The sequence below is a fragment of the Immundisolibacter sp. genome, assembly GCF_028696615.1.
Classification (GTDB): domain Bacteria; phylum Pseudomonadota; class Gammaproteobacteria; order Immundisolibacterales; family Immundisolibacteraceae; genus Immundisolibacter.
This window is the reverse complement of the sequence record NZ_JAQVGQ010000273.1, coordinates 1-3087: the sequence shown is the minus strand read 5'-3', so window position 1 is coordinate 3087 and position 3087 is coordinate 1. Positions and strand designations below refer to the sequence as shown.

Sequence of the window (3087 nt, the reverse complement as noted above, 5' to 3'; positions counted from 1 at the left end):
TCCGATCTGGCACCCGCCCCATCCGCACCGTCTCCACCGCCGTCATCGGCATGGTCTGCACCGCCGACGACGCCGACGCCGCCGCCTTCCCCCTCGACACCCCCGTCTTGGTCACCAGCATCCGCGACGCCCAGGGCAAGGCCGGCACCACCGGCACCCTGGCCCGCGTCCTCGACGCCATCGGCGACGAAGGAAACGCTGTCACCGTCGTCGTCCGCGTCGACGAAGACGCCGCCGGGCAGGACGCCAAGGTCATCGGAACCGTCACCGCCCAGGGCCAGCGCACCGGCATGCAAGCCCTGCTCACCGCCAAGCAAAGCCTCGGCGTCAAGCCCCGTATCCTCGCCTGCCCCGGCCTCGACAGCCTCACCGTCGCCACCAACCTCGCCGGCGTCGCCCAGCAGCTCCGCGCCATGGCCTACGTCCAGGCCTCCGCCGCCGACACCAAGGAAGACGCCGTCGCCTACCAGAACAACTTCGGCCAGCGCGAAGTCATGGTCCTCTGGCCCGATTTCCTCAGCGGCCCCGACACCTACTGGGCCACCGCCAAGGCCATCGGCCTGCGCGCCCGCATCGACCAGGAAGTGGGCTGGCACAAGACCCTCTCCAACGTCCCCGTCAACGGCGTCGACGGCATCAGCAAGTCCGTCTGGTTCGACATCCAGGACGAAACCAGCGACACCGACTACCTCAACAGCCACAACGTCACCACCCTCATCCGCGAACAAGGCTTCCGATTCTGGGGCAGCCGCACCTGCAGCGCCGACCCCCTGTTCGCCTTCGAAAACTACACCCGCACCGCCCAGGTCCTCGCCGACACCATCGCCGAAGCCCACTTCTGGGCCGTCGACAAGCCCCTCAACCCCAGCCTCGCCCGCGACATCATCGAAGGCGTCAACGCCAAGTTCCGCGAACTCAAGCGCCTCGGCTACATCATCGACGGCCAAGCCTGGTTCGACCCCTACCTCAACAGCGCCGTGGTCCTCAAGAGCGGCAAGATGTACATCGACTACGACTACACCCCCGTGCCGCCGCTGGAAAACCTGCTGTTCCAGCAACGCATCACCGACCGCTACCTGGTCGACTTCGCCGCCGCCATCGCCGGTTAAGGAGGATCCTCACCATGGCCATGCCCCGCACCCTGAAAAACTTCAACCTGTTCAACGACGGCGAGTCCTACATGGGCGTCGCCGAAGAGATCAAGCTGCCCAAGCTCACCCGCAAGACCGACGACTACCGCGGCGGCGGCATGTCCGGCCCCGTCGCCGTCGACCTCGGCCAGGAAAAGATCGAACTCGAGATGACCCTGGCCGGCCTCATGCGCCAGGTCTTCGCCCAGTACGGCACCACCAAGGCCGACGGCGTCATGCTCCGCTTCGCCGGCGCCTACCAGCGCGACGACACCGCCGAAGTCAACGCCGTCGAAGTCGTCGTCCGCGGCCGCCACACCGAAATCGACCCCGACAACGCCAAAGCCGGCGAACGCGGCAAACTCACCGTCAAAAGTGCCCTCACCTACTACAAGCTCAGCATCGACGGCGACGTCGTCATCGAGATCGACCTGCTCAACATGGTCGAGACCGTCAACGGCGTCGACATGCTGGCCGAACAGCGCAAGGCCATCGGCCTGGCCTAATCCATACCTGCGCGAGAGCACTGCCCGGTAGGTGGCCACGGTACCGGGAGGAAGGAACTACGGGGCGACAGCCACCCAGGGTGCCCCGAAAAAACAGGAGTCACGCATGCCCAACCCCATCACCCTCGAACAACCCATCCAGCGCGGCGACACCACCATCGCCACCCTCGAACTGCGCAAGCCCTGCGCCGGCGAGCTTCGCGGCATCAAGATCATCGACCTGATGCAGATGGACGCCGACGCCCTCATCAAGGTCATCCCCCGCATCAGCAACCCCACCCTCACCGACCACGAAGCCGCCCGGATCGACCCCGCCGACCTGCTCCAGATCGGCGCCGAGGTGGTCGGTTTTTTTCTGACGACATCGGACCGGGCACAGAGCCACTACCCGGGCGCGTAGAAGACGCCATGGCAGACCTCGCCCTCGTCTTCCACTGGCCACCGGCCGCCATGGCCGGCATGAGCCTGGCCGAACTGGCCATGTGGCGTGAAGAAGCCCGCCAGCGACACGAGGCCGACCACGATGGATAGGCTACAGCTGCAAGTACTGCTCGGCATGGTGGACAAGATCACCAAGCCGCTGCGCACGGTCATGGGAGGTACCAATGACGTATCCAAGGCGCTGAAGAACGCCAAGGACCAGCTCAAGCAACTCAACGATGCCCAGAGCCGGGTAGATGCCTGGCGCAAGACCGACAAGAACCTGGCCATCGTCCGCAACAGCATCAAGGGCACAGAGGCCCGAATCAAGGACCTCAAGGCCGAGATCGCCAAGGTTCCCGCGCCCACCAAGGACATGGCGCGCGCCCTGAAACAAGCCCAGGAAGAGGCCCGCCAACTCAAGAGCCGCTCCGCCACGCTGCAGGAAAAGCAGCACCGCCTACGCCAGGAATTCCAGGCCGCCGGCATCGACACCGCCAAACTTGCATCCCATCAACGCGACCTGACCACACGCATCGACCAAACCCGGGCCGCGGTCGACCGCGAAACCGCCGCCATGAAGCGGCAGAACGAAGTCGCCCACAAGCTCTACGCCGCCAAGGCTGACTACGACAAGCTCATGGACAGACACGGCACCATGATGCACGCCGGCCAGATGACCCTGGGCGTCGGCCTGGCCGGCGCGGCGCCGGTGGCCCTGGCCATCAAGCAATACGCCAGCCTCGAAGACGCCATGCTCGGCGTGGCCAAGCAGGTCGGCGACGCCCGCGACGGTGCCGGCAACCTAACCCGCACCTACTACGAACTGCGCGAGCAGATCATGGCCCTGTCCGAGCGCATCCCCATGGCTGCCCAGGAGATCGCCGCCATCGTCGAGGCCGGTGCCCGCATGGGCATCCAGGGCAAGCGCGACCTCATGGCCTACGCCGAAACGGCCGCCATCGCCGCCACCGCGTTCGGCCTGCCCGTCGACCAGGTCGGCGACGACATGGCCAAGATCGCCCAGCTCT

5 protein-coding genes are annotated in these 3087 nt (G+C 66.0%); all 5 read left to right on the top strand.

Going from position 1 to position 3087, the window contains the following annotated elements; genetic code table 11:
* Window positions 1–1109 (top strand): phage tail sheath protein (locus tag PHC73_RS13085; RefSeq protein ID WP_300129120.1); only part of this gene is annotated, 1109 nt, incomplete at its 5' end.
* 14 nt (window positions 1110–1123) lie between these two features.
* Window positions 1124–1636 (top strand): phage major tail tube protein, encoded by a 513-nt coding sequence (locus tag PHC73_RS13080; protein ID WP_300129117.1) that lies wholly within the window; start codon window positions 1124–1126, stop codon window positions 1634–1636.
* Between the two features lie 106 nt (window positions 1637–1742).
* Window positions 1743–2036, top strand: a complete 294-nt coding sequence (locus PHC73_RS13075; RefSeq protein ID WP_300129114.1) for a phage tail assembly protein — start codon at window positions 1743–1745, stop codon at window positions 2034–2036.
* Between the two features lie 8 nt (window positions 2037–2044).
* Window positions 2045–2167, top strand: a complete 123-nt coding sequence (locus PHC73_RS13070) for a GpE family phage tail protein (protein ID WP_300129111.1) — start codon at window positions 2045–2047, stop codon at window positions 2165–2167.
* Between the two features lie 25 nt (window positions 2168–2192).
* Window positions 2193–3087 (top strand): phage tail tape measure protein (locus PHC73_RS13065; RefSeq protein WP_300129108.1); only part of this gene is annotated, 895 nt, incomplete at its 3' end.

Excerpts from the sequence above, each read along its gene's own strand:
- PHC73_RS13080 (WP_300129117.1), top strand. The coding sequence starts at position 1,124 with ATGGCCATGCCCCGCACCCTGAAAAACTTCAACCTGTTCAACGACGGC.
- PHC73_RS13075 (WP_300129114.1), top strand. The coding sequence starts at position 1,743 with ATGCCCAACCCCATCACCCTCGAACAACCCATCCAGCGCGGCGACACC.
- PHC73_RS13070 (WP_300129111.1), top strand. The coding sequence starts at position 2,045 with ATGGCAGACCTCGCCCTCGTCTTCCACTGGCCACCGGCCGCCATGGCC.